Origin of the sequence: Vibrio maerlii (assembly GCF_003415655.1) — a bacterium.
Taxonomy (GTDB): domain Bacteria; phylum Pseudomonadota; class Gammaproteobacteria; order Enterobacterales; family Vibrionaceae; genus Vibrio; species Vibrio maerlii.
The window spans coordinates 1-26,314 of record NZ_QRHC01000018.1 but is presented as its reverse complement, the minus strand read 5'-3'; the positions used below and the strand labels follow the sequence as shown (position 1 = coordinate 26,314).

The window sequence follows — 26,314 nt, the reverse complement described above, 5'->3', positions numbered from 1 at the left end:
TGTTCACTCCCTGTTTTGGGTCACCTAGCCAAAGGTGTTGCGCTGAATATTAATCAACGTGACATTATGTTTATCCAGTGACGAGTGCTTTCTTCATCAAGAAACGATTGAGATTGCCTTCGGTATTCACCTGCACAGAGTCCATGATGGTTTTGACGATGGTAAAACCACGACCTGATGTTTCCCATGTGGTTTCATCTTCAGGATCGGCCTCGATAAAGTCTTTGCTCAACGCAGTTTCTAGTTCTTGTTGAGTCAAGCTTTCACCCGAATCGACAATTTCAATCTCTAACGAGTGCCCGTCAACTCTCGGACTAAGCACGCAAGAAACCGTTACAGGTTTACCTTCTTGCTCTTGGTACGCATGCTCGTATGCGTTGTTGACCATCTCAACGATGCACAACTCCACCTGAGTAACCGTAATATCATCAATGTGGTGCGTGTTAAGGAAATCAGTCAACGCTTCACCAGCTTCTCTTGAAGCATCCAAAGAACTCGGGTAAGTCGATTCGAATCTCAACTGTTTCATATCTCATCCCACTCCTACAGAGCTGTAAGAAGATCGGTTACTCGCTTGTTTTGACCACTTGAACGCAAGTGCTCCCAATCGTATTTCGGGCAAGCAACACCGTTGTGATCAAAGCTGTAATCACCAAAGATGGTTTGGTTCTTAACATGAGCCCCTTCTTTGACGTGTATGTAGTCGAAAATGAGAGACTCTTCGACGACACTGTTTTTATCGATTACACCATTAGGGCCAATGATTGCAGGACCAATAATCGTTGCACCATCTTCAATTTTGCATCCGCTGGCAATTACTACCGGAGGCTCGATATTGCAAGCGTCTAAATTAATGCATGTATTAATACCCTGCCAGATACCTGAACGTATTTGAGTTCCAGGAATTCGATAACCAGGCACTTTGCCATCAAGAATATCCCGGGTCACACTCCATATATCAGTAACGTTACCCACGTCTAACCATTGAAATGGCATGTCTATCGCGTAAAGCGGTAGGTGCTTTTCAACCAGATCAGGGAATAGCTCGCTACCAATATCGTATTCGCCTTGTTCTGGGATATGGTCGAAAATCGCTGGTTCAAAGATATAGATACCGGTATTAATCTGCTGAGACAGAGCATCTTCTTGCTTCGGCTTCTCTTGGAAGCTGGTTACCATGCCTCGGTTATTGGTGACGACAACACCGTATTTTTCTACCTCATTAATGGGAACTTGCTTGGTGATAATCGTGGCAATACCGCCTTTTCGCTTGTGCTGTTTAACGGCCTCGGAGAGATCCAAGTCAATCCAAGCATCACCGCAAACAACGACAAAAGTATCGTCAAAGAAACCCGAAAACTGTTGGATTTTTTTCATCCCACCAGCGGAACCTAAGACCTTACTTTGGTATTCACCATCTATCAGTTCTCGCTCATAAGAGTAAGAAAGCTGAACATCAAAATGGTGACCATCACCAAAGTAACCTTCTATCGCCTCTGCAAGGTGACTAGTGTTAATAACGATTTTATCAATGCTATGTTGAGCAAAGAGCTCTATCATAGACTCCATGACAGGCTTACCTAAGATTGGGATCATAGGTTTAGGTATCGACTGAGTAATTGGTCGAACTCGAGTTCCTTTACCCGCTGCGAGAATCATCCCTTTCATAACAGCCTCCTTAAACTGCCACGTGTAATGCTTCATCCAAACTCGGATATGTCTTAATTAAGCGATCCATTCGAGTCAGCTTGAATAAATCAAGAACCGGTTGTTGAGCATTCGCAACGAGGATACGTTTGTCTTTCAACAACTTATACACTCCCATTACAGCTCCTAGGCCACTGCTATCCATAAATCTCACACTTTCAATATCCAAAATCAGGTTTTCCGAAAGATCTTCTTTGATCGATTCAATTTGATTTCGAAACTCAGGTGCTAACTTCGCATCAAAACGCGCTTCATTTACTTGAAGAACTGTGCTGTTGCCTTGTTGACTAATTTCATATTGCATTGTCTAACTCCTTGAGAAGGACCGGTCCATTGGGCGACAAGAACACTGACATCATCTTCAAATGACTCAGATTTTTGCCAGTCTCTTACCTTGTTGATTACCATTTGGGTTTGTTGATGAGTTGGGTATGGGTGCAACTCCTCGACTGTGCTTTTCAATCCATCTTCCGAGAATTGAGCGGAATTGCGCTCTGCTTCTGTAATGCCATCCGAGTAAAACCAAACCTTATCGAAAGGCTCCAATTGAATGGTTGCCGGTTCGTAATCCGCTTCATCAAACACGCCAACAACAAAATTGTCTTGGCCGATTAATTCTGCTTGTCCCGAATGGCTGTGATACCACACAAGAGGTGGATGACCCGCGCTACAATATGAGAGTTGACCTGACTCTATATCCAACACGCCGTATATCATGGTGAAATAAAGCAGACTATTTTCGCTACCCATATACATTTGGTTAAGGCGCGATACGACTTCTTGAGGTGGCGTAATATGTGAACCGTCATCGTCATTTGTCATAACAATAGATGAACTGCCATTAATGACTGATAGCGTGGTTTGCACAGAGAAGGACATTAAAGCCGAAGACACACCGTGACCCGCTACATCAAGAAGGTAAAAAGCAATATGGGAATCATCGAGCTGCATATAGCCCAACATGTCCCCACCAATTTGGGCGCTCGGTAAAGAAACGTAACTCAGTTCAACAGCAGGAAAGCTGCGTGATTTCGGTAAGATTTGACGAATAAGATCGCTCGCGGAATCCAAATCTCGCTTCATTGTTTCGTAAGCACTATCTAGATGTCTGTTGGTTTCAGTGATTTCATTGTGCAAATCAAGGGTTCGAAACCCTGCTTTGATGCGTGCTTCTAACTCATCAACGGATGTCTTCTTATCAACGAAGTCATCGGCACCGGCATTAATACCATCAATAATTGACTGTTTGTCGCTTCTCGATGAAAGCAAAACAAAGAAAATATAACGACTGAAGTCTTTTGACTTGAGCGCTTGGCACAACTCTACACCATTCATACCCGGCATTTCCCAATCGCTGAGTACAAACTGTATATCTTGATGTTCCGCCAAAATCTCGAGAGCCTGCTCACCGCTCGTTGCAGTGTGCAGTTGGTAGCCCCGCTTTTTCAGAAGCGTACCCATAAATACCAATATTGTGCGGTTATCATCGACCAATAAAATAGTGCTCATGTGTAACCTTTTATTCTTATCATTCTGGCCTTGTGTAACGAATCCTTCGTTACGGCCTTTGTGTTGAGTAGTTAAAAGGTAAGTTAGGTAGGTAATTCTATGATTCAAATATTTTTTCTAAATTTTAAGAATCGACTTTCACTTTCTATCTCCTAAGTTATGTATATCGTTCTTTTTCGGCTGCTTATAGACAGGCCAAAGAGCAACGCAAAGACTGAATTGAAATGGATTTTTAACTCATGTTTTACAAAAGCTTACGCCACTTAAAGAGGTCTAACCGTTCACTCTGCTTATACGGTGCTTTGCTGATATCAATTTCAGCTCAAGCCGATGATTATGCGACTAAAACTGCGCCCATCGCAGTTCAAAAAGAAGCTCCAACCTACCATTGGGGCAACAGCGACAATCAAAAATCGAAAGATGAGCAAGATGAAAGTGAAACGTTTGACGATATTTGGAATGGCGTAAACAGCTCCTTCAGCCTCCCATTTGAAGAGTGGGAAGATGGAAGCTTTTGGGATCGCTGGTCGGCGAATATCGCATTCAACCAACCGCTAACGGAAACTGAACCGGCTAATTTGCCGGCGGGTAGCGGCCAGAGTGCATCTAACTACAATCAGGTCGCGTCTTTGTCTCTCAAGTACTCGATAATTGGTAACTGGTTTGTTTCAAGTAGCTTTTATTACTACATAGACCAGGACCAAAAGCAGTCTTGGAACCCTGATTTTACTTATGTCTTTGGTTACAGCGATTGGCGGCCGTATACCTTTAGCTTGGTTTACTCCAACTATGGGGGGAACAGATTCAACCCAGAAGATGGGAATAAAGTGACCGAGTTTCAACAAGGTACATGGGCGTTAGGTTGGAAGTTTCCCATCACATCTCCGTTCAAAGAACTTCTGACTTTTACCGATGATGGCTCTATTGGCTGTCAGTTCGATTTTAACTACACCCCTGAATATTTTGATCTTGCTTCAACCAGTTACAAGAATCATCACAAAACCCTTAGCCTTGGGTGCAAGTATTCAATCGTAGGTAATTGGTATATCAACGGTACGGCTTTTTACTACTTCGATAAAGAACAAAGACAACCGTGGAACCCAGACTTTACTTACGGTTTTGGTTATTTTGATTGGCGGCCTGGCACCATTACTGTTCAATACAACAACTATTCGGGCAATCGCTGGCGATCAAGTGAAAGGGCAGAAGATACCGGTTTATTTAAACATGGTTCAATTATGATTGCTTATAGCTTCGATTTTTAATGCTTAACCCTACCCAACCGAAAATATCCTTAAAATTTCGTGGATTTTACTCTCTCGATTACTAACTTGCCTTTAAGACCACTCGCAACAAGCACCCGCTTGTCACAAATAAGGGAGACGTGTCATGGCAGGAAACACATCGGACAATTCCGCCTCTTCACAGAGCAATCAACAACAAGACCAATCAATGATCAACTCTGTTGATCAAGAAACCATGAACGATGACGTGATCATCGGTACCGACCAAGCTGACGCAGTAAACAGCCGAGCCGGTAATGACTACATCGATACCAAGGAAGGCGATGACTTTATTGCTGGTGGCGAAGGTAGTGACCAAATTAACTCCGGTAGCGGCGCCGATACCGTATTAGGCGATGTTGAGTACCCTCAAGAAGATCAAAACCAACCCGCATCTAATGATGACTCTTGGGGTAACGGTCAAACGGTTTATGAGTATGACGGGAGCTCTAGCGATGAGGGAGGCGAAAGTAGTGGGCGCTCGTCTCATACCACTCAGATGAATAATAGCTACGCGGTGAATCAGAACGTCAGTACTTCAGCGTCCGGTTCTGGCTTTGAAGCTGACCAAGTCGTGACGGTTGTGATTACAGACAGTGCGGGCAATGTGATTGCGACAGAAGACATCAAAACGTCTGAAGATGGCATGTTGATGGCAGAGATCGATATCCCTGAAGGCAGTTTACCTGATGATGGACTCGCGACATTCACTTTTTACGACGACCAAGATAACGTCATCGATACCATGCTGAGTTTAAATATTGCCGTTCGCGGAATCTACGACGACACCATTGATGGTGGTTCCGGTGACGACATCATTAAAGGGCAACAAGGCAATGACACCATCTTTGGTGGTGAAGGTAACGACTTCCTTGATGGCGATATTAACGATGACACCCTATACGGTGGCGAAGGTGATGATGTCTTAATTGGTGGTCGTGGTGACGACAGGCTACAAGGCGATGCCGGTAGCGATACCCTACTCGGCTCCGATGGTGATGATGTACTTTCTGGCGGCGAAGGTGACGACTTATTAATGGGTGAAATCGGAGACGATGTTCTTTACGGCGATGTCGGAAATGACACCCTTATTGGTGATGATGGTGCGGACAAGCTCTACGGCGGCGAAGGCAACGATAAGCTATTTGGTGGTAAAGGTGCTGATATTCTCGAAGGCAACGAAGGAGCCGATGAGATCCATGGTGAAGAAGGCGACGATGTAATCAGCGCAGGTTCTGGCGATGATCTGGTTTTAGGTGGTGCCGGACAAGATGACATCAGTGGTGGTGAAGGCAACGACTTGCTTCTTGGTGGCGACGATGACGATATCATTCGCGGTGATGAGGGGGATGATGTCCTAGTCGGTGAATACGGCGACGACACCCTCATCGGTGGCGAAGGTCACGACACCATGTTCGGTGATTCTGGTGATGACACCATTACCGGTGGCGCAGGCAACGACCAACTGTTTGGTGGTGAGGGTAACGATACACTCGATGGTGGTATTGGTGACGATATTATCCACGCTAACGAGGGTGACGACATCATTACCACTGGTGAAGGTAATGACCAAGTTTACGCGGGCGACGGTGATGATGTTATTTCGACCGGTGAAGGCTCAGACGTCATCTTCGGTGAAACGGGCAACAACCAAATTGATTCCGCATCCGGTGACGACACTATCTACGTTGACGCAGGCGATGACCACATTATTTCTGGCGAAGGCCATGACGAAATTTACTCAGGTGCCGGTGATAACGTCCTACGCACAGGTGAAGGCGACGATTTGATGTATGCCGAAGGCGGCAATGACGACATTCAAACCGGTGCAGGCTTCGACACCATTTATGCTGGCGATGGCGATAACGTCGTTGATTCTGGTGATGACCACGATAGCGTCTACTCAGGCAGCGGCGATGACACTATCACACTAGGCTCTGGTAACGATGCTGCGTTTACCGGCGATGGCACAGATACGATCACAGCCGGAAGCGGTAATGACCAAGTCTATGCAGGCGAAGGCGACGATACTATTTACGGCACAGAAGGTAACAACCAACTGTTTGGTGAAGAAGGCAACGACACTATCTACGCAGGGACGAACGCCAGCCAAGTTTACGGTGGCAGCGGTGATGACACCATTACCGGCTCAGACGAGAGTGATCAGCTTTACGGTGGTCAAGGTGATGATGTTATTGAAGGCAATGCTGGTGATGATCTTATCGAAGGTAACGATGGTCGTGATGTCATTAACGCCGGCGATGGTCACGATGTAGCATTCGGCGGTAACGACGATGACACCATCTTGGGTGGCGCTGGTAACGATACCCTTATCGGTGAAGACGGTGACGATATCCTCAAGGGCGAAGCTGGCGACGATATTCTTGTTGGTGGCGCCGGTAACGATACCCTTGATGGCGGCACTGGCCGCAGCGAAATCTACGGCGAAGACGGTGACGACACCATCATCAGTGGCGATGAAGCTGACATGCTTTACGGCGGTGCTGGTGAAGATACGATTACTGCTGGCGCTGGCGACGACACGGTTTATTCCGGTGCGGATGCCGACATCGTAGACCTCGGTGATGGTCACGATACGGCGTTTACTGGATCCGGCGATGACCAAATCAACGTCGGTGCAGGCAGCGATACCGTGTATGCAGGCGAAGGTAACGATGATATCCAAGGTGTATCAGGTAACAACGAACTCTACGGTGAAGGCGGTGATGACACCATTGTCGCCGGTCTAAACGCAAGCATCATTCACGGTGGTACAGGTCAAGATGACATCACCGGTTCAGTAGAGGGTGACCAACTATACGGTGGCGGCGGTGATGATGTGATTAGTGCAGGCCTCGGCGATGACGTTATCGAAGGTAACCAAGGTGATGATGTTATTACCGCAGGTGAAGGTAACGATACCCTGTTTGGTGGTGGCGACAACGATACCCTACTCGGTGGTGAAGGTAATGATGTTCTACTCGGTGAAGATGGTGACGATATCCTCCGTGGTGAAGCCGGTGACGACATTCTTGTCGGTGGTACTGGTCACGATACCCTAGACGGTGGCGAAGGTCGAAGCGAGCTCTACGGTGAAGACGGCAACGATACCCTGATCAGTTCTGACCAAGACGACATCCTTTCTGGTGGTGCCGGTAATGACCAAATCTCTTCCGGTGCGGGTAACGATACGGTCTACGCAGGCTCTGGTACCGATACCCTCGACACCGGTGACGGCGATGACACGGTTTACGGTGAAGCTGGTAGTAATACCATTACAACTGGCGCAGGTTCAGACCTTGTATTTGGCGGTGTAAACAGTGACAACATAGATACCGGTGCAGACAACGACCAAATCTACGCTGGTGACGGGGATGACGTTATTGCTGCTGGTCTTGGTGATGACCACATCGACGCTGGTTCTGGTGACGATACGCTTCACGGTGGTGAAGGTAATGATGCCCTATTCGGCGGCGATGGCGACGATACACTTGTCGGCGGTGCCGGATTCGACTTCCTAGCCGGTGGTGAAGGTAACGATACCATCCAAGATGACGGCGAAGACTTCATTCTTGGTGAAGGTGGTGACGATACCCTAATCGCTGCAGAAGGCGGTAGCCACAACATCTTTGGTGGCGAAGGTGATGATACCTTAATTGGTAGCGATTCAGCCGATACGCTCTATGGCGGTGAAGGCAGCGATACCATTACAGGCGCAGGTGGCGACGACACCCTATTTGCAGGTTCTGGCAACGATCAAATCGATGCAGGTACAGGCAATGACACGGTCTACGGCGAATCAGGCAGTAATACCATTGCCCTAGGCGAAGGTGATGACACCCTCTACGGTGGTGATGGCGCGGATACCGCAACGGGTGGTTTGGGCGCTGATACCCTATCAGGCGCAGGCGGTAACGATAATCTCTCTGGCGGTGAAGGTGAAGACCTTATCGATGCTGGCGAAGGTCACGATACGGTTTCTGGTGGTGACGACAACGACTTGATCTTTGGCGGCGCTGGCAACGATACCCTATCTGGAGATGCTGGTAATGATGAGCTTTACTCAGGCATTGGTAACGACACCCTTTATGGCGGTGAAGGCGAAGATAAACTGCTTGCTGAAGGCGGTGATAACGTCCTAGAAGGTGGTGAAGGTGACGATACCCTACTCGGCGGCACAGGCGCCGACACCCTCAAAGGTGGTGCCGATAACGACTACATTGAAGACAGTTCAGGCAACAACATCGTTGATGGTGGTGAAGGTGAAGACACCATCGTGCTTAACGGCAGCGGAAATATCGTAACCGGAGGCGCTGGTATCGACACCATAGATGTCGAAGGCAACAACAACCAAGTTGGTGGTGGCACTGGCGACGACATGATTAACGTCACAGGTAACGCCAACACTATCTCTGGTGGTGACGGCGAAGACACCATTGAGCTGAGCGGTAACAACTCACAGGTCTCTGGCGGTGACGATATTGACAATATCACCGTAACCGGATCAGGCAACACCATTGATGCTGGCGACGGTGATGACACTGTTAATGCGACAGGTGGCTCAAATACCATCCTAGCTGGCGATGGCAGTGACACCGTCACTACAGACTCTGGTAATGATTCCATATTTGGTGGTGCTGGTAACGACGTGATCAACGCCGGAACAGGCGCAAACTCCCTTTACGGTGAGGCAGGCAACGATACTCTTTCTGCAAACTCTGACGGTAATACCCTTGATGGCGGCATCGGTGACGACTCCATCTCCGTTACTGGTGATGACAACATCGTTATTGGTGGTGCAGGTGAAGACACAATCTCCGTCACTGGCGACAACAATACCCAAATCGCTTCTGGCGATGACGCGGATACGGTTGTCGTTGCAGGTGATGGCAACATTGTAGATTCAGGATCAGGTGACGATAACGTAACTGTAGGCTCAGGCTCCAACACCGTTTATGCCGGTACTGGTGATGACACCATTACTGCCGGCAGCGGCAACGACGCCCTATACGGTGACATCGGCGCAGATAACATCTCTGGCGGTGGCGGTAACGATGCCATCTCTGGTGGCGATGGCGATGACGTTCTATCCGGCGGCGACGGCAACGATGCCCTATCCGGCGGCTTGGGTAACGACACCATGCTAGGCGGCTCTGGTAAAGATACGCTGATTGCTAACGAGGGTAATGACGCTCTTGAAGGGAACGGTGGCTCAGATACCTTGTGGGCCGGTACCGGTGACGATACGCTAGATGGCGGATCTGGCAGTGACAAACTGTACGGTGAAGAAGGCGATGACCAACTCCTTGGTGGCAGCGGTAACGACACCCTAGTTGGTGGCGCTGGCATGGATACGCTTGATGGTGGTACCGGCAATGACTTGATTCAAGATGATTCTGGTAGCAGCACGATCATCGGTGGTGAAGGTAACGATACTATCCAAGTTTCCGGTGAAAACAACGATATTTCTGGTGGTAAAGGTGACGATAATATCCAAGTCATGGGTAACAATAACAGCCAGATATCTGCGGGAGATGACGATGACACCATCACAGTCGTCGGCCACAACAATACAGTCGATGCCGGTTCAGGTAATGACTCCATCAGCATAAGTGGCGGCTCAAACATTGTCGACGCAGGCGATGGCAACGACAGCATCAGTGCGGGCGACGGTCAAGATACCCTACTCGGCGGCGAAGGTAATGACACTATCGATGGTGGTGACGGCAACGACTTAATCCAAGGTGGCGTTGGTGATGACATCATATTCGGCGGCGCTGGTGTCGATAATCTTCAAGGTGGTGAAGGTAATGATTACATTGAAGACTCAAGCCATTACAACATCGTTGATGGCGGTGATGGCGACGACACTGTCGTACTTCATGGTCAAGCCAACACTGTAACCACAGGCGAAGGTGATGACACGGTTTCGGTGACGGGTCACTACAACACCATCAATACAGGCTTTGGTAATGACACCGTTAATATCACAGCCGATAGCACTTCATTAGATACCGGTGATGGCGATGACGTCATCAATATCAGTGGTGACAATCACACCCAAATCAACGCGGGTGCAGACGACGACACCATTAATCTCACCGGTCAAAGTAACATCGTTGATGCAGGAACAGGTGACGATACGGTCACTGTATCTGGTCAAAACAACACGGTAAATGCTGGCCTGGGCGATGACACCATTACCCTAGCGACTGGCAACAATACTGTTGAAGCCGAAGAAGGTGACGACACCGTATTTGGTAGCGATGGCGTAGATACCGTTTATGCAGGCGATGGTAACGATATTGTCTCGGGAGGAGACGGTGACGATAAACTCTACGGCATGGAGGGTAACGATATGATGCAAGGTGGTTCAGGCTCTGATGAAATATCTGGCGCAGAAGGTGATGACATCATAAGCGGTAATGCTGATGCAGATGTCCTCGACGGAGGTTTAGGTAACGATCAGCTCTCTGGGGATGAAGGTGATGACACACTTTACGGTCAAACTGGTAACGATTTACTCGATGGTGGTAGCGGTACCGATGTTCTCTATGGTGGCGCCGGGAATGATACCTTGATTTATGATGCGGAAGACTTGGTAGTGGAAGATGGTATGGTCAACTTTGGCGGAGGATCCGGTTTTGATGTGCTCGTAGTGAATGAGTCTTCAAGTGGTCAAAGCATCGATATGACCAATACGTCGATACAGGAAATTGAGGGATTACGCATCAGTGCATCAGATACAGATGTAGCAATCGCTCTCGATAAGATTGCAGCGAACAACACAACAGGCGAAGCAGCAGGCCAGTTTGTTGTCTCTGGTGCATCTACTATCGATATATCAGGAGCAGGTTGGCATCTAATTGAGAGCAATATTGAGATGGGAGCTCAACTCGAAAGTATTTATCAAGCGAGCGATATTGACACCGGTACGCTCTATGGTTACCGCTTTGAGAACGAGGCCGGGCAAGAGGTTGGATTGTGGCTTGACTCATCTCAAGAGTTGATCAACTTCCCTGATGACTCTTCCAACTCATAATTAAAAACTTTGCGATTATCAAAGAGCCTCCCGTAGTGGAGGTTCATTTAATTAATACGTTTTTTAACGGGACATGATTCGAAACTTGCGTAAATCAGGACAAAAAAGCAGCATTTTCGCTCCTTTACTGTGCATGATGACTCTCTAGAATTATCACCATTGGATTTCGATTGGCGTCCCTACTTTCACCAAGTCCAAAAATATATCCATCTCCGGATTGGTAATCGCGATACAGCCGTCGGTCCAGTTAAATCTTTGGATATATTCTGCAGGAATCGTCTCACCATTTTTAATACCGTGAATCATGATACTCCCTCCTGGAGATACATTACGTTGAACTGCATGCTCTATGTCTTTCTCATTGGGGTAGCTGATACGCATCGCTCGGTAGAAGTCCGAATCAAGCTTCACATAATCAAGTACATACCTGCCCTCAGGTGTGCGCTGGTCACCACGCTGTAACTTGTGTCCTTTGGGTTGTTTGCCGAGTGCTACCTGAAACTCCATCACCACCTCAGTGGCTTTCAATAAGTACATTCTGCGCTCAGACTTATCAACTTTGACCAAGTCTATCGCTAAGGTTGTTTGGGATATAAATATCAATAGAGAGGTGATTACGCGTTTTGCTTTTTTCTTATCCATAACCTTCATATCCTTATTAACACGTCAGTAAGTTAGCTCATTGGGCATATAATCAAGATAGGAAGAAAGAACTGGTCTTCAACAAACAATTGAAGTAACCATAAAGTATTAATCATACTAATTTAGAGGGTTATTAATTGATGCACTCATCAAATTTATATGAATGATAATAATTTATAGAAGACATTAAGATCACAAGGGCGTCATAATACATAAATATAAACAGATACTTATGAAGAAACACTTTAATTTAGTAAAAACCAAATAAAAACGAGCATTTAATCTAAAACCATACAAGTTCGAAATAATTACAATATGCGCTGTTGGTCTAATTGACCATTAATAGGATTGCAACTAGTCTTATATGTAATTAAAGAGTCTTACGACTAGTTCTTTACATAAACTTTATGTCTACAACCTATCTACTTTTGATGAAGCATTACCAAATGACGGATCTTTGGTTTCTTAAAGTACACAGAGAAGGAATTCGAGATTGAACCCTAAGAAAGTAGCCAACATAAACTACGCAATCACAGATACTGTGTTCCAATCAGGATCGTCACCGAAAGATGTCTACGACCCAGACGCTCTTGAATGTAAGCTTGCCCAAATCGGTGATGATGCAGCTTTACAACGCATCGTAAAACGGCACCTACCTTTACTTGTCCATCTAGCACGAAAAACACTGCCACTGGTGCATAAGCAGTTCAACCTCATCGACCTTATTGATGTCGCACAACAAACAATGTGTAAAGCGATCGATTTGTATGTCATTGATGATGATGCCAAGTTCATTGATTTTGCAGAGCAGTATATCGTGAGTCAGCTCGTTCAATTAGTCGGACAAGAAAATACACAAATTCGCTTACCCAATGATGTCCTTGAGAGATTGAGGCACTAGACAATATTAGTTTAACGCCCAGCTACTCTTATTATTTTCGATGTAAGGTCTATCGTTAGGCGTTAATCTTTCTTGCCCAAATTAGTGGTCAACTATTGTTCTTATCCTAGACTGTTTTAAACACCCAAATAGGTAGAGTACATGTCATCAGTTTCGCGATGGTTTGACGAAATCTCATTACGTTCAAAACTCTTTATTTGCTTTAGTATCCCAGTGATTTTGATGCTATCGGTGTCTATTGCGGTTCACAGAAACACTCAATCTATGTCTGACGACAACAAACGTGTCGTTGATACCCATCTCACTATCGCTAGAGCTCAAGAAGTATTGATCCTTATCGTAGATATGGAAAATGGTCAGCGGGGTTTTCTCATTACCGGTGAAGAGGAGTTTTTATCACCGTACAATGAAGCCAACTTGTTATTAGGTGACAAAATCGGCGTGCTCACCAAGCAAGTTAGTCACAACCCACAGCAAGTTGATCGATTAAAACGCATAAAAGAACTGTACTTGCAGTGGCTCTCTATCGCGGGGCAGCAAGAGATAGACCATCGTCGATTAATTGGTCAAGGCGTTATCCCTGCTGACTCAATGAACAACATAATAAAGGCTCGAGCCAACAAAGAAATTATTGACTCAATACGTAACGAGTTAAACGCTTTTGTCAGGGTTGAAGAGCAGCTTATCGAGATACAAGCCGCAAAATCAGAGTATTCTGCGCAATCGACTTCTTTCATTCTTTTCACCGGAACCATATTAGCGGCACTCATTTCTATTGCCGTCTCTGTCCTTTCCTCTTCTCGAATTAACAGACGAATAAAGTCATTAGTAAAAACGACTAAAGACATTTCTTCGGGGCACTTGCAATTAGGGATTGAATCGTTAAGTCGTCACATTGGAAACACCAAAAAAGATGAAATCAGTGAACTAACAGAAAGCTTTTATTACATGACAACAAGCCTGGTCGAAAAAGACAACAAGATGCTGGAATACAACGAAAAGCTCATCAAGGCCTCTGAGAAATCTGAAGCTGCAGCTCAAGCCAAGGGCGATTTTCTGTCTACTATGAGCCACGAAATCCGCACTCCGTTAAACGGGGTGCTGGGTATCGCGCAGATCATCAATAATGAAACCAATGAACAGAAGACTCGAGAATATTCAGAGATGATTCTCAACTCTGGTCAGCATCTCCTTACTATTTTGAATGACATCCTCGATCTCACTAAGATTGATGAGAATAAAACCGAGCTCGATTATTCACACTTCTTCTTTAACCAAGTGCTTGAACCTGTGTGGAATACCCTTTCCCCTCTTGCACAAGATAAAAACGTTGAGCTTCTTTTACAGAATGACTTGCCAAGAAATATTGGATTTACAGGGGACAGCGCAAGACTACGACAAGTACTGTTCAACTTAGTTGGCAATGCCATTAAGTTCACGCAGCAAGGGCATGTACTCATTAAAGTTTCCCTGAATAAGAATCGCGGTATCTTAAACCTATCTGTACATGATACTGGCATAGGGATTCCGCAAGACAAACACATCGCGATATTCAGTAGCTTTCAACAAGTAGACAACTCGGCCACCCGCGAATTTGGGGGTACAGGGCTTGGCTTAACTATTGTCAAAAAGCTGATCGACTTGATGGATGGTGAAGTCACCCTAACCAGCGAAGTCGGTGTTGGGAGCCAGTTTTTAGTGCAGCTTCCAATACAATGGAGTGAAAGCTTCACCAAACAAGATTCGCACGACGAAAAGGACAGCAAACATTCTAGCGTAAACCTATCTCTCAATATTCTTATTGCGGAAGATAACAAAGTTAACGCCGTCGTAGCCCGCCGTTTTTGTGAGGATCTCGGTTACTTAGTCGACGTTGCCGAAGACGGTGTCATCGCGACAAAAATGCTAAGGGCCAAGCACTATGACTTAGTAGTCATGGATAACCATATGCCAAACATGAATGGGGTTGAAGCTACCGACTATATTCGCAAACACATTAGCTCTGACTTATTGATTTTTGCTTACACTGCAGATGTATTTAGAGAGGCTCACGATAAACTGATTCACGCTGGCGTTGATCATGTGCTCACTAAACCACTACAATATGACAGTTTTTTGAGTGCTCTCGATCGATTTGCAACCAGGCTCAACAGAAACAAACTCAGTCACAAAGTTGAGAGCAATATGTCTATCCTGCACCGGCAGCCTGTCGATGAACTCAAATTGACTGAAGAAGAACTGACGCACTCAGAAACGTTAAAAGGCCTGAAAGGTAATATCGCTTCGCGAAATGAACTGGTTAAATTGATGTGCTTTGAATTTGAACAAGCCATGAACATCATACTCGACAACTATGCGACTAAAGAGTTGGAACCGCTACACAAAGCATTGCACTCACTCAAAGGCATGTGTATCAGTATGAACCTACCTACCCTTTCAAAGCTAGTGCTCAGCCTAGACGAACAGGTTAGAAACGGCATCCTTCCACCGAGTGAAGCCGTTCAACAACTCATTAATCTGTTACAGGTTAACTTACATGAAGGTGAGCGAATATTGGAGCAAGCTCCTCCAGAAGGCGCTCTACTCCAATTCAGAACACCAAAACATCCATAGTTTTCACACTCAATATAACTGCTATACAGCCCTTCTTACCCTAACGGCTTTTCTTCGAAGCCCTCAAATTCTTAGACATTCAATCTTAATTGTTAATTTCTCAGTAAATTAAAGTTGGAAACTCCAACTCATCTCCTAAGTTATTCAAAAGTATTACCGATAATACTTACGGCTCATGCAGATTCAAGTACAGATCTCATCGAGTGTCAGATTGGCTACGGAATAATGTAACGGATTACCTATGAAACTAGACCAACTAATGAGTAAGCTCACCATCAAGCAACAACTCATGGCGATTGTGATAATGCCCGTCACGTTACTTATAGCCGTTTCAGCTGTAGAACTGATGTTGCTGAACACCAAGATAGAGAGTTTAGACAAAACTAAAGACTATGCCGGTTACCTCAAGCATCTGTCTAATGTCTATCAAAGCTCAGTAAATCACCAACAACAAGAGTTGGCAGCGAGTGAATCGATTGACCATCAAATCGAACATCTATTCACAGAGAATAGTCAAATTGTCTCGAGTACGTTTGATGAGTTCAAACAAGCTACTATCCACGAACCCGAAGATATATATGAAAGTATCGATAATGACGAGTGGCGAGCATCTCTTTACTCCGATCTCCTCACAAAACTAGAAGCCATCGAAATTGGTGACTTAAGTAGTGAAACAGCCAGCCATTTAACAGCGTTGATTCAAATCGAATGGATATTGTTCTGGGCTCATGAAGAGGAGCTTTTAACGGAAGCCTTTGTCGCCATTGCAAAAGAAGACATTGAATACGCCCAAGAACTCAAAGAGAGAGCAAAGGTGTTACAACTCAATCAAGCATTTTTATTAAAACGCTTTATTGATCTGAATGCCAATGAAACTCAAGTAGAGCTTATGGTAGAAGTGTTCTCAAACCCCATTTTCAACTCGAGCCGAGAGTTCAAAGAACTCGTATTCAACCACAAATTCACCACACCTCTGGCAACACAAACATTAGAGCTCGGTTTTTCTGAGTTAAGAGCGAGATTAAATCTATTGGACAACGTTGGACGAACCATAGAATCTGAACTTCTAGTCGCGATTAACCAAGAAGCTTATACCGCAGAAAAACTCATCTACCTATACGTATCTGCTCTTTTCATTGCCTTTACCATTGCTGCATTCATCGTTTGGAAGCTTGCATCTGGCATCACCGGCAAACTGAATAACATCCTGCATTTCGTACAAGACAGTCCAGAAGCCTCACGTGAGTTCATTGCCTCCATCAGCGATGGGAGAAACGAGCTCAGTCAGTTCGCCAGAGAGGTATTGAGATTAACCGCCGAAAAGGAAGAAGCAAATACAAAACTTGAAACAGCTAAAACTTCCGCTGAGAAAGCAAAAGACCAGGCCATCCTTGCAAGTAAAGCCAAAAGCAGTTTCCTCGCCAACATGTCCCATGAAATACGCACACCGCTCAATGGCGTAATCGGAATTTCCGAGGTTCTTTCAGATACCAAGCTGACGGCAACGCAGCGGGATTATGTCGATACCATAGAAACCTCATCGCAACTACTGCTTAGCTTAATCAACGATATTTTGGATTTTTCTAAGATTGAATCGGGAATGCTATTGATTAGTCCTCATTCAACTAACATTAAAGAGACGCTATACGACATTGCATCAATCGTTGCACCCAAAGCAAAAGAAAAACAAGTCGACTTAGAGGTGAATATCGACCCACGCTTACCTTATCGCCTTATGGTGGATGATCATCGTCTAAGACAGATCCTCATGAATTTCATGTCCAACGCGGTCAAGTTCACCTCAGAGGGCACCGTAACTTTGGGGGTCAAAGTTAAACGCTATAACCCAGATAACACAACACTTGAATTCTCGGTTCAAGATACTGGGCTGGGCATTGACAAAACACAACAGAAAAAGATCTTCGAACCCTTCTCCCAAGAGGATGATTCAACAACACGCCAATTTGGTGGAACCGGCCTTGGCCTTGCCATCAGTACACAACTTGTCGAATTGATGGGTGGAAAAATTCAGCTTGAATCGGAAAAAGGACAAGGAAGCCGCTTTTACTTCGATGTTGATGTAAAGATTGATGAAGCAGGACAACACAGTCACCTATCCCAAAACCGAGCGATATGCATTGTTGGGCAAGAGTCCAATGCTATTGGGATAATAGAACGAGAAGTTCAGTTACTTTGCCCTCACTCCTCTTTATCGGTCATCAATCAACTACCAGACCAGAATGATTATCTTGATAGCAAATCATCAAAACCTGTTTTATTGATTGTCGAATCGCAAGATTTCACCTTGAAAGGAAAAGACTCTGCATTAAGCAATTTGAAACAAGCCGGCTTTCCTATTTGCTTAGTTCGTATGTTTTTGTCAGATACTCACGACTTTGGGAACAGTATCAATGCATTGATAAACCAACCTATTTATGGCTCCCGCCTTTTAAATGCATTGGAACAATGTCTCATAGACTCACCTCAGCAAGATGCTTCTCCTGATAGATCTGCAAACAAAACCATACTCATTGTTGAAGACAATGCAGTAAACCAAAAGATTGCAGGATTGCACGTCAAACGAGCTGGTTTTGACTTCGAATTTGCCAACGACGGGCAAGAGGGTGTTCAAAAGTATCGCTCAAACAATGCCTATGTCGCGATTTTAATGGACTGTATGATGCCAGTGATGGACGGCTTTGAAGCTACCAAAAGAATCCGGGCATTTGAGCAAGAAATCAAGGTAGAAAAACCCATTCCGATATTGGCACTTACTGCGAGTATCTTAGAAGACGACATCACTCGATGTTTTGATGTTGGAATGAACGACTACATCCCTAAACCCTTTAAATCGAACATCCTCAAAGAGAAGCTCAATAAAGCAATTAACCAGGCTAAGGATGGTAGCAGCAACTCTGAGCAAACGGCCATTCAGGTACCATCCGACTCAGCGAGTAAAATTCTTCTAGTAGAAGACAACCGAGTAAATCAGAAAGTGGCTTCTGTGCTGCTGAACAAGGCAGGATTCAACCTCGATATCGCTGACAACGGATTAGAAGCTCTAAACCTTATGAAGCAACACAATCAGTACGACATCATATTGATGGATTGCATGATGCCAGTAATGGATGGTTTTGAAGCCTCTCGTAGTATTCGCGACTTTGAGCAACAAAACACCCTTGATAGAACCCCTATTATCGCATTAACAGCCAGTGTAATTGATGATGATATTAAGCTTTGCTTCGATTCAGGCATGGACGCCTATGTTTCTAAACCCATCAAGAAACAAAAGCTGTTGGATGAAATCCATAAGCTACATAGGCAGGAGCGTAACGCATGTGCATAAATCTCTGTCGGTCCATCACTCCAATGGTATTGCTCATTTCTCTATCAGTGCTTACCAACTGGGAAGCCAAAGCCAACGCGGATATAGCTATTTTCACGCTAGATGACTCGATAAAACCCATATCCAAAGTGAAAGCACGAAAGATATATCGAGGCAAAACCACCAGGCTCAGTGGTAAACGGGTTGAGTTATCAGACTGGCCCAAGAACAGCAAAATACGAGATAACTTCTATCAGGAGTTATTGGGAAAAGACTCTGCTCAGATGAACTCTCACTGGGCCAGCCTTACTTTTTCAGGGACTCGCCCACCCAAAGAAATATCAGAGCCTGATGTTACCTACTTATTGAACTGGATGTCTCAGAAAAACAACCGATTAGGATATGCCCCACTCTACATTTTACCCGAATCAGCCAATGTTATTTACGTCATCGAAGCGGAGAAATAATATGAATGTTAGACCTTATCTTCTCTGTTCCACCTTGTTATCTACACCGGCATTTTCTGCTATAGAGATTACGGACAATCTGTTCGTCAGCGGATTTGGCTCAACCTCGTGGGTCAAATCTGACAACGAGAATGATCTGCTCATCAATAGAGAAATAAACGACGAATCATGTTGGGATTGTGATACCACTTTTGGACTTCAGCTGGATTATTATTACGAAGCGTTCAGCACATCACTTCAAGTCGTTAAAAGGCCTCAAGATGAATGGAGCTCTCCAGAGGTAGAATGGGCTTATATTGGATACGAAACCGACAACTTTAACTTTCGACTAGGTCGATTAAGGCTCCCGCTATTCTTGCTATCTGAGTACTACTATGTTGGCCATGCTTACACCACAGCTCGACCTTCAGATGAAGTGTATAATAGCGTGCTTGGTATCACTTCTTTCGATGGCGGGAGCATACAATACAGCACCGAGGTCAATGACGAGATGGCCTTATCTATTGAGCCGTTCTATGCGATTCAGCGAGACTCAGATGTACGCTTCAATGACTTCCAAGAGTACCATTTTGATACCAAAAGAATGTATGGTGTATCTGTTGATTTGGAGTTTGATAGGGGCAAGCTACGCACAACCTACCTTGAGTCAGAATACGATATGACCGTAACGCTGGGCAGTATGACTCTTCCCACTTTCAAAGACCAAGATATCTCTGTGTGGACATTAGGTGGCATGTATGAGTTTGAACACTTAACGCTGTCTATTGAAGGCCAAAGAAATCGGGTGTCAAAGTCCTGGTATACCAATGTCCAGACCACATTCCATAGCCTGATTCCTTATGTGCAGTACGGCGAAATCTATGGTGAAGATAACGACAAATCCTCTGACAGCTTCACAGCAGGGCTGAGATATAACCTTAGACCAAGCGTTTCGCTCAATGCCGAATGGCAGTACTTTGATACAGTCGAAGAAGGATCTCGACGAGGTTCATTCACGACTGGCTTTGGTCAGTCAGCCAATCTATACACTATTATGCTTAATTATGTTTTTTAGCCTTGGCGCTTTAACATTATAAAAGTCATGGACATAAAAGAGTAATTAAGGCAGTGATTTTGTAGAAAACACAAATGGATATCCTACACTTTTTATATTTACTGCTCTTTATGGAATTTGTTGCAGTTATAGAAAACGGAACAAAGCATGGAAAACAAGAAATGGATATTCTCTGGCAGTGTGATCGTTTTAGGGAGTGTAGGCCTTCTGCTCTCTCATGCATTCCATCCTGCGAACAACGATTCTGATCACCACCAAGACGTTTCTCAAGCAGATAGTCATACTTCCGAGCACGCAGATGTCGGCCATGACCACTCGCACCACCCAGAGTCCTATAATCCGGTCACTGCCAACCAAAGCGTCATTATCCCAATTCCTACTTCTATTGATCATATAGATAAAGAAAAAGCCAAACTGGGATGGAAGTTATTTAAGGACCCCAATCTTTCTTCAAATGGCCGCGTTAGCTGCGAAACCTGCCATAACCTCAACACCAACGGCGCTGAACTTACCGAGGTATCTGTTGGAGTTGGTGGCCAAGGTACTCGTAACTCTTTGACGGTGTTCAATGTCGCCTACAACTACCGCTTTTTTTGGGATGGTCGTGTGAATCGTCTCTCTGAGCAGATTGATGGCCCTATTCATGATCCACAAGAGATGGATTCGAACTGGAACAATATCGAAACCTATGTCAAACAGTCCAAACGCTATTCGGATGACTTCGAAAAGCTCGGTTTGAAAATATCTGAACAATCCATCAAGTCCGCCTTGGTTGAGTTTATGGAAGCACTCAATACGCCAAACTCTGATTTTGACCAATACCTATTGGGCAATAGAGAGGCTTTGAATAGCAGCGCTAAACGTGGTTGGCAGAAATTTCAAGACGAAGGCTGTGTGACGTGTCACCGGGGGCAAAACATCGGTGGTGGAATGGTAATGCGATTCGGCTTTTTCGGTGAAGACAAAATGGGCAATAAACGAAGCGAAGATACTGGGCGATTCCTTACCACTTCGAAAGCAGAAGATATGTTTTTATTCAGAGTGGCAAGCCTACGAAATGTAGCGAAAACCGCACCCTACTTTCATGACGGTAGAACTCAATCGCTTGAAGAAGCAGTCACCATTATGGGTGAGAGTCAACTAGGTAAGACACTCGAACCCCAAACTATTGATGATATCGTAGCGTTTCTAAACAGCTTATCAGGTGAAAACCCATCAATATTGAAGGAGTTTGCTAATGAACAAGAGTAAGCCATTATTTTTGGCCGCCTTCGTCATTACGTTATTGATGCTGACAGCTGCGTATTTTCTGTACTTAGAATCAGAGCGATTAGCTAAGCATAGGATGACTCTAGGTGGTGTTGGTCACGAGTTGATTGAACTCAAGGATAGAGTGACCAAACAAGCTCTAAATCAAACATCTGACCCGTTTTACCTTGCCAACGCAGTGGTGGGAATGGAGCAAAATATCGAAGACATGCTAACGACCTACCAACGAGAGTCCAAGGGTACCGTTGGCTTGTACAAGCAAGAAACCTATTCTGCCATTAAAGAGTTTACTGTTGATGCGGTCTTAATCACCGATGCCTTAGACCATGTCATCGGCTTATTGGTTGCTCAAGAGTCGATGCTAGCATCATTAACCAAGCAACTAGCGTATGAAGCGGAGAACTCAACCTTAAATTCAGCACAGCGAAATATACTATTAAGGAAGCTACAATCTGCCCAAATAAACATCGAAGAATACCCCAAGCTCTCAAATATCATAAACAGCTATCAAGAAGTCGAAAAACAAAAACAAGCACTGTTTGCCTTTCTCCTCAATCATGAGAACACTAATTTTGTCGAGCGAGTAGAGCATCAAATGAATGATTTTGAGACTCTAACTCGGGGTCATATTGTCCAATTGGAGACCAGTTTTATACTCATTATCGCCATCGTTGCCTTCACTCTTTACTTATTCAGAATGAAGGAAATAAAAACGAACCAACGTGCACTTGAGGAAACACTCAAACAAAAAGACAAGGCAAATCACGCAAAGTCGATGTTCTTAGCGAATATGAGTCATGAACTTCGAACTCCAATGAACGGTGTACTCGGACTGGCGCAGATTATTAAAGAAGAATCACCCGACCCAGAGTCTCGAGAGCATGCTAAAGTCATAGTGGATTCAGGCCAGCACCTTGTCACGTTATTGAATGACATTTTAGACTTTTCAAAAGTTGAAGAAGGCAAAATGGAGCTAGAGAGCCGACCGTTTGTTATCGACGAGGTCATTCAGCACCTTATTCACTCTTTGTCTCCACTGGCAGACGATAAAAATATTGAATTCAACATCAACAATTCAATTCCGAGCAATGTGCGTTTGCATGGTGATTCCGCTCGTTTGAGGCAGATTCTTTTCAACTTGGCAGGGAACGCCATTAAATTCACCAACATCGGCCATGTCGATGTAAAAATTGAGCTCAATTACACTCCACAATCGCTTCTACACATTCAAGTCGCGGATTCAGGTGTCGGCATTGAAAGGCACAAACTCGACACCATCTTTAGTCCCTTTGAGCAAGCGGATCTCTCTACTACACGCAAATTTGGAGGTACGGGTTTAGGTCTTGCCATTGTTAAACAACTTGCCGAGCTAATGGGTGGAGAGGTCGAGATATTTAGTCAGCCCAATGTAGGAACAGAATTCACACTCAACATACCGATTGGTTTCGAGGTCATTAAAGATGAACAACCTCAACAACACCCGATTCAAAATGAGACCGACAACCTCCCCGCGTTGAGCATACTCTTAGTAGAAGACAATCGAGTGAATGCGATTGTCGCACAAAGCTTCCTAAACTCTTGTGGTCACACAATTGAATGGGTAACAGACGGTTTACTGGCTATCGACAAACTCAAAGAACAACGTTTTGACCTCATTGTGATGGATAATCATATGCCTAATTTAAGTGGTGTCGAAACGATTAAACGTGTCAGACAAGAGTTAAACCTAGACACCGCCATCTTCGCGTATACCGCTGATGTATTTAAAGAGGCTCACGATGAGTTTCTAACCGCGGGTGCCGATTTTGTATTGACCAAACCGCTGCAAAAACAAAATCTTGAACGTGCTATTCGTCAATTTGAAGATATCGTTTATCGCCATAAAGTCGCCTCACCTTCCTGCGACCAAGCAAGCAATGTGGTTTCATTATTTAGACCAAGCGTGGAAAGACTTGCACTCACCGAAGAAGAACTTTCTCAAAGCCCAATGATCAATGAAATGGAATTGAGCGATGAGGAGACCATAGTTTTATTACAATCTGTACATGAGGAGTTTGAAACCAAGTCTCTGGCGGTCATCGAAGCTTTCTCGAACAACAACGTCAAAGAGCTTCATTCGCTGCTTCATTCAATTAAAGGGAGCTCGGCAGAAATGCAGTTCAGTAATTTGACTAGTCTTTCCGGAGAAGCTGAACTATCAGCTCGCAATGGAACGGTTCCTGACGGTGACATACTCCAAAAGCTTATCAATTTGATGCTCGTTAATAGCCATCAGACTCAACGAATGATCAAACAGATCCAAAATCATCAACAGGCAGGGTGACTGCATGATTCAAAGAATTAATGAACTGAATCCGTGGATGTATCAAGCATGCTTAGCCATTCTCGCATCTGTCGTGTTTATCTTAGATCTCACTATACCACTTGGTGTTGCAGCGGGTGTTCCCTATATCACGGTCATACTGTTCGCACTTATCACCAGTAAACCAGCACATACCTTTTCGTGGGCCATCATTTGTACCCTACTCACGCTTGCAGGTTTTTATTTATCTCCTTTTGGCGGAGAAGCGTGGAAAGTAGTTTCAAACCGAATATTAGCTATCTATGCCATTTGGATTGTCGCAATTGTGAGTCTGGTATTGATTCATAAAGCAAGAAATCTAGCCAAAGCAGAATCTGACTTGGCTGTAGCAGAATTTCGCTCGACCCTCGGGGAAGTCGCTGAGTATGCGACAGATGCCATCATAATTACCGACGCAAAGGGTTTGGTAACATGGGTAAATAAAGGTTTCACTAATATTTCAGGTTATACGCTTGACGAGGTCATCAATAAGAAGCCCGGAGATATCTTACAAGGTCCTGAAACAGATCTAATGGCAGTAAAAACACTCTCCAACGCGGTGAAATCTGCCCAGGCTGTTGAGCTCGAGATCATAAACTACCATAAGAGCGGCACCCCGTACTGGATTGATATTTCTATTACGCCCGTATTTGAGAAGGGAGAGCTTGTTAGATTTGTTGCAGTAGAACGAGATATCACGAAACGAAAGCAGCTGGAGCTTCGCCTAGAAAGTGGAGTCAATATCTCTCAACAAGCAAATACGACTAAAACGCATTTCATGGCACTCATGGCACACGAAATCAGCGGTCCTCTCTCTGACCTTAATGTCAGAGCCAAGGCTTTCAAGAATGAAAGCTCAGATACCAACGTCCAATCTTTTGCTCAAGAGGTCATGCAAATTGGTGAATCCATTCAAGACATCACAACAAACCTCAATGCTCTATCATGCATTGATTTAGATGCCCTCTCAATGAACAAACAAGCGTTTTCATTAACTAAAACGGTTAACTCTATTGCTACGCATATTTCTCAATTAACCCGATACCGTCAGGTTCATTTCATCAAAGACGTATCACTCAATGTAGATTCTCTATATTGTGGCGACGAGAAATTGATCCACAATGTGTTCTATTTTTTCGCTCTCAACACCATCACTAGTATGAACGAAGGAGTCGTTCAAATGAGATGTCTCGATCTTAATCAAGAGAATGAACCAACAAATGCTATCATCGCTTACGAGATCACCGTTGATGACAATGGAAAGAGTTATAGAAGAATTAACGCCATTAACCATTCTGACGCTGCCAACTCGAAACAAGTCAGTGCCGGTATGGCTTCCTGCTTTCAGTTAGCAAACGAAATCATCAAACAACTAAACGGCCGACTTTCACTAGAACACTTAGAAGATAAGGGGCAAACTCGAATATCGATCACCCTACCCCTTGCCATTGAAAGCAATTCAAGCCGAGTTGAGAAACCTCAAAAGCGCGTTCTCGTTGCTGAGGATAACCGCGTAAATGCCATGATACTGATGAAGTTCTTGAAGAATCTGGGATTTGAAAGTATTGACCACGCACTAAACGGTGCTGAGGCCATCGAGTTAACAAAAAGAAATCAGTATTACGCCATATTTATGGATAACCATATGCCCGTCATGACCGGTACAGAAGCAACGGATATCATCATTAGTCAGGTAGACGCCGACGCAAATATTATTGCTTGTACTGCAGATACATCTGAACTGGCTAGACAAGAGTTTATCAACAATGGTGCCAACGCGGTCATTTATAAGCCATTGAAGAAGTCTGCGATAGAAGAAGTGCTGATGGTTTCTCAGAAGTTAAAAGCGACAGGTTAAAGCAACAATTCTGAAGGCGTAATCTGAGGGGGAGAGACTGTCTTAAATTCTGTGTAACTGTCTAAACTTAAAGCCGTAATGGCTAAGGATAGGCACATGGATAAGAAAGCACTTGAAGCTTTTGCTAAAGAAGCTGCAAAGGGAATTAAAACTCCCGAAGACTTAACTGAATTCAGTCAGATGCTCAAAAAGATCACTGTTGAGGCTGCTCTCAACGCTGAAATGGATGAGCATCTTGGCTATGAAAAACACCAACCTTCTAAATCCAATAACAGCCGAAATGGAAAGAGTTCCAAGAGTGTA

At 44.6% G+C, this 26,314-nt stretch carries 16 protein-coding genes; 11 read left to right on the top strand and 5 right to left on the bottom strand.

Annotated elements, in window-relative coordinates; translation table 11 throughout:
- Window positions 1-70: 70 nt before the first annotated feature.
- From DPF91_RS20845 to DPF91_RS20830, 4 genes are read right to left on the bottom strand one after another with little or no spacing between them, the layout of a single operon-like run.
- Entirely contained in the window at window positions 71-529 is a 459-nt protein-coding gene (locus DPF91_RS20845; protein WP_117236360.1) for an ATP-binding protein, read from the bottom strand.
- A 14-nt stretch (window positions 530-543) separates the two neighbouring features.
- Window positions 544-1,668 carry a nucleotidyltransferase family protein gene (locus DPF91_RS20840; RefSeq protein WP_117236359.1) on the bottom strand — a complete coding sequence of 375 codons (1,125 nt, stop codon included), beginning with the start codon at window positions 1,666-1,668 and terminating at the stop codon, window positions 544-546.
- Window positions 1,669-1,678: 10 nt separating this feature from the next.
- Window positions 1,679-2,011, bottom strand: a complete 333-nt coding sequence (locus DPF91_RS20835) for an STAS domain-containing protein (protein WP_117236358.1) — start codon at window positions 2,009-2,011, stop codon at window positions 1,679-1,681.
- Window positions 1,963-3,216, bottom strand: a complete 1,254-nt coding sequence (locus tag DPF91_RS20830; protein ID WP_117236357.1) for a PP2C family protein-serine/threonine phosphatase — start codon at window positions 3,214-3,216, stop codon at window positions 1,963-1,965. The genes DPF91_RS20835 and DPF91_RS20830 overlap by 49 nt, the downstream gene beginning before the upstream one ends.
- Window positions 3,217-3,455: 239 nt before the next feature.
- Between DPF91_RS20830 and DPF91_RS20825 the strand changes: the two genes are divergently transcribed.
- Together DPF91_RS20825 and DPF91_RS20820 are read left to right on the top strand one after the other, a co-directional pair.
- A complete protein-coding gene (locus DPF91_RS20825; protein WP_241033866.1) occupies window positions 3,456-4,481 on the top strand; it encodes a hypothetical protein in 1,026 nt (341 codons plus the stop codon).
- A gap of 124 nt (window positions 4,482-4,605) precedes the next feature.
- Complete coding sequence (locus DPF91_RS20820) at window positions 4,606-11,541, top strand: calcium-binding protein (protein ID WP_117236356.1); 6,936 nt, start codon at window positions 4,606-4,608, stop codon at window positions 11,539-11,541.
- A gap of 153 nt (window positions 11,542-11,694) precedes the next feature.
- On the opposite strand, the gene DPF91_RS20815 is transcribed toward DPF91_RS20820, so the two are convergent.
- A complete protein-coding gene (locus DPF91_RS20815) occupies window positions 11,695-12,183 on the bottom strand; it encodes a L,D-transpeptidase family protein (RefSeq protein ID WP_117236355.1) in 489 nt (162 codons plus the stop codon).
- 493 nt (window positions 12,184-12,676) lie between these two features.
- On the opposite strand from DPF91_RS20815, the gene DPF91_RS20810 reads away from it, so the two are divergent.
- From DPF91_RS20810 to DPF91_RS20770, 9 genes are all read left to right on the top strand, one after another.
- Window positions 12,677-13,084 carry a hypothetical protein gene (locus DPF91_RS20810; RefSeq protein ID WP_117236354.1) on the top strand — a complete coding sequence of 136 codons (408 nt, stop codon included), beginning with the start codon at window positions 12,677-12,679 and terminating at the stop codon, window positions 13,082-13,084.
- Between the two features lie 141 nt (window positions 13,085-13,225).
- Window positions 13,226-15,697, top strand: a complete 2,472-nt coding sequence (locus DPF91_RS20805; RefSeq protein ID WP_117236353.1) for an ATP-binding protein — start codon at window positions 13,226-13,228, stop codon at window positions 15,695-15,697.
- A 241-nt stretch (window positions 15,698-15,938) separates the two neighbouring features.
- Window positions 15,939-19,043 carry a response regulator gene (locus DPF91_RS20800; RefSeq protein ID WP_117236352.1) on the top strand — a complete coding sequence of 1,035 codons (3,105 nt, stop codon included), beginning with the start codon at window positions 15,939-15,941 and terminating at the stop codon, window positions 19,041-19,043.
- Entirely contained in the window at window positions 19,034-19,489 is a 456-nt protein-coding gene (locus tag DPF91_RS20795; RefSeq protein ID WP_117236351.1) for a hypothetical protein, read from the top strand. Before DPF91_RS20800 ends, DPF91_RS20795 begins: the two co-directional genes overlap by 10 nt.
- Before the next feature lies 1 nt (window position 19,490).
- Window positions 19,491-20,543, top strand: coding sequence for a porin (locus DPF91_RS20790; RefSeq protein ID WP_117236350.1), 1,053 nt, complete (start codon window positions 19,491-19,493; stop codon window positions 20,541-20,543).
- A gap of 147 nt (window positions 20,544-20,690) precedes the next feature.
- Window positions 20,691-21,794: a cytochrome-c peroxidase gene (locus DPF91_RS20785; protein ID WP_117236349.1), complete on the top strand. Its 1,104-nt coding sequence runs from the start codon at window positions 20,691-20,693 to the stop codon at window positions 21,792-21,794.
- On the top strand, window positions 21,781-24,135 hold the full coding sequence (locus tag DPF91_RS20780; RefSeq protein WP_117236348.1) for an ATP-binding protein: 2,355 nt from the start codon (window positions 21,781-21,783) through the stop codon (window positions 24,133-24,135). The genes DPF91_RS20785 and DPF91_RS20780 overlap by 14 nt, the downstream gene beginning before the upstream one ends.
- 4 nt (window positions 24,136-24,139) lie before the next feature.
- A complete protein-coding gene (locus tag DPF91_RS20775) occupies window positions 24,140-26,011 on the top strand; it encodes a response regulator (RefSeq protein WP_117236347.1) in 1,872 nt (623 codons plus the stop codon).
- A gap of 96 nt (window positions 26,012-26,107) precedes the next feature.
- A partial coding sequence (locus DPF91_RS20770; RefSeq protein ID WP_206355536.1) for a transposase occupies window positions 26,108-26,314 on the top strand: 207 nt, incomplete at its 3' end.